This is a genomic window from Pseudomonas sp. GM48 (assembly GCF_000282335.1).
Taxonomy (GTDB): Bacteria; Pseudomonadota; Gammaproteobacteria; order Pseudomonadales; family Pseudomonadaceae; genus Aquipseudomonas.
Genome location: NZ_AKJM01000163.1, coordinates 1 through 4,054, shown reverse-complemented (window position 1 = coordinate 4,054; position 4,054 = coordinate 1). Strand labels below are relative to the sequence as shown.

Annotated in this window: 6 protein-coding genes; 2 read left to right on the top strand and 4 right to left on the bottom strand. The window is 59.3% G+C overall.

Annotation, left to right across the window (positions count from 1 at the left end):
* Both PMI28_RS02360 and PMI28_RS02365 read right to left on the bottom strand, forming a co-directional pair.
* On the bottom strand, positions 1-156 hold a 156-nt coding region (locus PMI28_RS02360), incomplete at its 3' end, for a lipid-A-disaccharide synthase N-terminal domain-containing protein (protein ID WP_007992056.1).
* Complete coding sequence (locus PMI28_RS02365) at positions 153-893, bottom strand: glycosyltransferase family 2 protein (protein WP_007992054.1); 741 nt, start codon at positions 891-893, stop codon at positions 153-155. The genes PMI28_RS02365 and PMI28_RS02360, both read right to left, overlap by 4 nt.
* A 305-nt stretch (positions 894-1,198) precedes the next feature.
* Here PMI28_RS02365 and PMI28_RS02370 point away from each other — a divergent pair, with 305 nt between their 5' ends.
* Positions 1,199-1,843 carry a YceH family protein gene (locus PMI28_RS02370; protein ID WP_007992052.1) on the top strand — a complete coding sequence of 215 codons (645 nt, stop codon included), beginning with the start codon at positions 1,199-1,201 and terminating at the stop codon, positions 1,841-1,843.
* A 129-nt stretch (positions 1,844-1,972) separates the two neighbouring features.
* Here PMI28_RS02370 and PMI28_RS02375 read toward each other — a convergent pair whose 3' ends face one another.
* The gene (locus PMI28_RS02375; RefSeq protein WP_007992050.1) at positions 1,973-2,491 is read right to left on the bottom strand and encodes a cupin domain-containing protein; all 519 of its coding nucleotides are present in this window, start codon (positions 2,489-2,491) and stop codon (positions 1,973-1,975) included.
* Between the two features lie 9 nt (positions 2,492-2,500).
* Positions 2,501-3,319 carry a shikimate 5-dehydrogenase gene (locus PMI28_RS02380; protein WP_007992049.1) on the bottom strand — a complete coding sequence of 273 codons (819 nt, stop codon included), beginning with the start codon at positions 3,317-3,319 and terminating at the stop codon, positions 2,501-2,503.
* Between the two features lie 246 nt (positions 3,320-3,565).
* Between PMI28_RS02380 and PMI28_RS02385 the strand changes: the two genes are divergently transcribed.
* A complete protein-coding gene (locus tag PMI28_RS02385) occupies positions 3,566-3,913 on the top strand; it encodes a hypothetical protein (protein WP_007992048.1) in 348 nt (115 codons plus the stop codon).
* Positions 3,914-4,054 lie beyond the last annotated feature (141 nt).

Genomic DNA, 4,054 nt, shown 5'->3' with positions numbered 1-4,054 from the left:
GGTGCTGCCGACGATGCTCAAGTACCAGAAGTTGGTCGGAATCACGCTGCGTTTCTTGTACTCGCTGTACAACCACTGCAAGACAAACCGCCCGGTAAAGGCAACCTGCCCCGCAAAGCCGACCAGCAACCACAGGGTTTCACGAGTCAACATCATCCTTCGATCTCCTGGGCAATGGTGTTCAGCCGCGTGCGCTTGATCAGCCACCAGACACCGAACAAATCGAGAATGCCCACGAGGGCGCGATCAAGGTTGCCGTATTTCGACACCCCGGCCGTGCGATGCCGGTGGTTGACCGGGTGCACGATCATGCGGCCGTTATGGCGCTGGATCAGGGCTGGAATATAGCGATGCATGTGGTCGAAGTACGGCAGGCGCAAGAACGCCGCGCGCTCGATCAGCTTCAGGCCGCAACCAGTGTCCGGGGTGGCGTCCTTGAGCAGGCGGCGGCGCAGGTTGTTGGCGAAGCGCGAGGCGTAGCGTTTGCTTGCCGTGTCGCGACGGTTGACCCGATGCCCGGCGACCAGTTGCACATCGACCTTGCCCGGTTCGCCGCGCACCAGCGCCAGCATGCCGGGGATGTCCGCCGGGTCGTTCTGGCCGTCGCCGTCGAGGGTCGCCAGCCACGTGCCCCGTGCCTCACGGGCGGCGTGGTAGAGCGAGGTGCTCTGCCCCAGCGAACGTTCGTGATGGAGGATGCGCAAGGTGTTCAAGCCGTCGAGACGGATCTGCCGCAGTTCCTGCAGGGTCGCGTCGGTACTGCCATCGTCGACGACGATGATTTCGTAAGACTCATCGGCCAGCGCCACGCGGACTTCCTCAAGTAACGGCTTGAGGTTGTTCGCTTCGTTCTTGGCGGGAATCAATACGGATACAAAAATGTCTTGGCTCATGGAGTCACTCTCGCCTTTATTGAATTTCTTTTATCAGAGGCGAATGAAGGTGTTGTACACCGGCCGACTCGATGCAGGGTTCAGCTATTCAGGGCGATGACGCCAACAATATCCCGCCCTGTGGACGCACTCGCGCGCGACCCCGCATACGGTGCCCGGCCAATTGTAAAAATGGCGTTAATATTTCATACACTTTTTGTCATCATTCACTTGATGACGCAACGAATTCGGTTGCCATTGGCGCTTGCCCATCTAAAGTGCACTCACGCAAGTGAAAAACATGAATCGGGTAAGGATGCACAACCATGAGCACTGAGCAAGAGACGACTTTCGACGAGCCGCGGCTCGACAGTACGGAAATCCGCATTCTGGGCTCGTTGATCGAGAAACAGGCCACCAGCCCGGAAACCTATCCCCTGACCCTCAATGCCCTGGTGATTGCCTGCAACCAGAAAACCAGCCGCGAGCCGGTGATGAACCTGACGCCGGGCCAGGTCGGCCACAGCCTGCGCGCCCTCGAAGGACGCGGCTTCACCAGACTGGTGATGGGCAGCCGCGCCGACCGCTGGGAACACAAGGTCGACAAGGCCCTGGAACTGGTGCCGGCGCAGGTCATCCTGACCGGGCTGATGTTTCTGCGCGGCCCGCAGACCGTCAATGAACTGCTGACCCGCAGCGGCCGCATGCATGAATTCGAAGACGCCGAACAGGTTGTGCATCAACTCGAACGCCTGATTGCCCGCGGCCTGGCCGTGCTGATTCCACGGCAGGCCGGCCAGCGCGAAGACCGTTATACGCACGCCTTGGGCGATCCGGCGGATATCGAAGCGATCCTCGCGGCACGGCACAACCCGGTCGAGCGTGGCAGCAGCGGGGTTTCGGTTGAACGGATCGAAGAACTGGAAGCGCGGATTGCGGCGCTGGAAGAGCGGTTGGCACGGCTCGAATAATCAGGCTACAGAGATCCAATGTGGGAGCGGGCTTGCTCGCGAATGCGATCTGTCAGTCACATCAACGCTGAGTCGACCATCGTCTTCGCGAGCAAGCCCGCTCCCACAGTAGTTTGAGGGTGTCTGCGCTTACTCGCCGTCCCAGTAGTCAACCCCATCCACCTGCCGGGCCACCGCAACAAAACCTGAAGCATTACCCTCGGCATCGACCTTGAAGTTATCCATTACGGCGTATTTGCCGGAATCCGGATATTCACAGATCTCCGGCGATTGCTGGGTACTGACGGCCAGGTAACGCAACTCGCCACTGCTGGTATTGATGATCTGATGCGCCTTTTCAGGCCCGCCCGGCGGGCAGGCAATCACATCACCGACGCGGATTGGAAAACGTTCGGATCCCAGGCGGACTTCCCCTTCCCCGGCCACGACGTAGAACATTTCCTCATTGACCCGATGACTGTGAAACGGGCTGCCGCGCATGCCTGGCTCGAGCACATACAGGCGATAGCCAAGCTTTTGCGCCCCCAGTCGCTGACCGACACGAGCCAGACGCTGTTGATAGCGACCTGCGGTCTCACCGGTCGGCGCAAACGATTCGGGCAGCGGTTCAAGTTCGACCGAATTCAGATTGAGAATGGGGGGATGCATCGACACCTCCTAGCTGCGGGCAAACGCTACTGCCTTGTGGAATTGCTCGTCCGTCGGACGTACGCCGGTATAGAGCACAAATTGCTCCAGTGCCTGGATCGCGATGACTTCCAGTCCGGTGATGACCCGCTTGCCTTCGGCACGAGCATGCACGATCAGCGGCGTTTCCGAGGGAATCGCCACCACGTCGAAGACAGTTTCCGCTTTTTCGATCACGTCAGGCTCGAAGGCCAGTTGATCGGCCTCTGGTCCTCCCGTCATGCCGATCGGGGTGACGTTGACCAGCATCTGCGGGCGACGCCCCCCCAGCTCTGCCTGCCATTCATACCCCAACGACTGCGCAAGCGCCTGCCCGGCGCGCTCGTTACGGGCCACGATCAGGCCGTTTTCGTACCCGCCATCGCGCAAGGCGCTCGCCACGGCCTTGGCCATGCCGCCACTGCCGCGCAGGGCAAAGGTCGAGTCCTTGGGCACCTGGTGTTTTTCCAGCAACTGGGCAACGGCAATGTAATCGGTGTTGTAGGCCTTGAGATGACCGTCGGTGTTGACGATGGTGTTGATCGATTGAATGGCGGCGGCCGACGCATCGAGCTCATCCACCAGGGCAATGCAGGCTTCCTTGAACGGCATCGACACGCCACAACCACGAATCCGCAGGGCGCGAATGCCGGCAACGGCACCCGGCAGATCCTGGCTGGCAAAGGCCTTGTAGTAAAAATTCAGGCCCAGCTGTTCATACAGATGATTGTGAAAACGCAGACCAAAGTTCCCGGGGCGTCCTGAAAGGGACATGCACAGCTGGGTGTCTTTGTTGGGGTTCATCTGCATCGGGAAGCTCCTTCAAATGCACTTTTCGGATGGACGGGATTAGTCCGCCATCGGGTTCTGATCGATCATATAAGCCTGATTACACGGACTTACACAGACCGGTAAGAAAGTCGGTACAGACCTTACACAAAATTTACCTAACGGCCGTGCTGATTTTCAGAAAAATGCTGTCTTAGAAGTATCCCCGCGACAATCCTTGGGTCTATTGCAGACACAAGCGCCGGGTTGAAGAACCGAGGAACTATCATGATCCGTAAAGTCCCCACAGTTGCCTTGCTGATCGGTGCACTCGCTGTCGCAGGACAGGCGCAAGCCCATGGTGGTGGTAATTACTGGCAAGGCCCGGCGGTGTTTGGCGCGATCGTCGGTACTGCCATCGTCGGCTCGGCCCTGATCAACGCCAACCGCCCGGTTTATGTCGCACCGCAACCGGTCTACTACCAGCCCGCGCCGGTTTATTACGCACCACCGCCTCCGGTTTACTACCAGCCGGCGCCGGTCTACGTGCAACAACCGATGTACTACCGTCCGGCCCCGGTCTACTACTACGGACCACCTCGTGGTTACTACGGCCATCACTACGGTCGCTGGTAACGGACTCATCAAGCCCCGCTGAAATAGCGTAATGCTGTTCACTTAAGGACGAACACTGTATCCGTGGCGAGGGAGCTTGCTCCCGCTGGACTGCGCAGCAGTCCCCTGCTCTTTAGGGGAAAGGAGGGGCCGCTTCGCGCC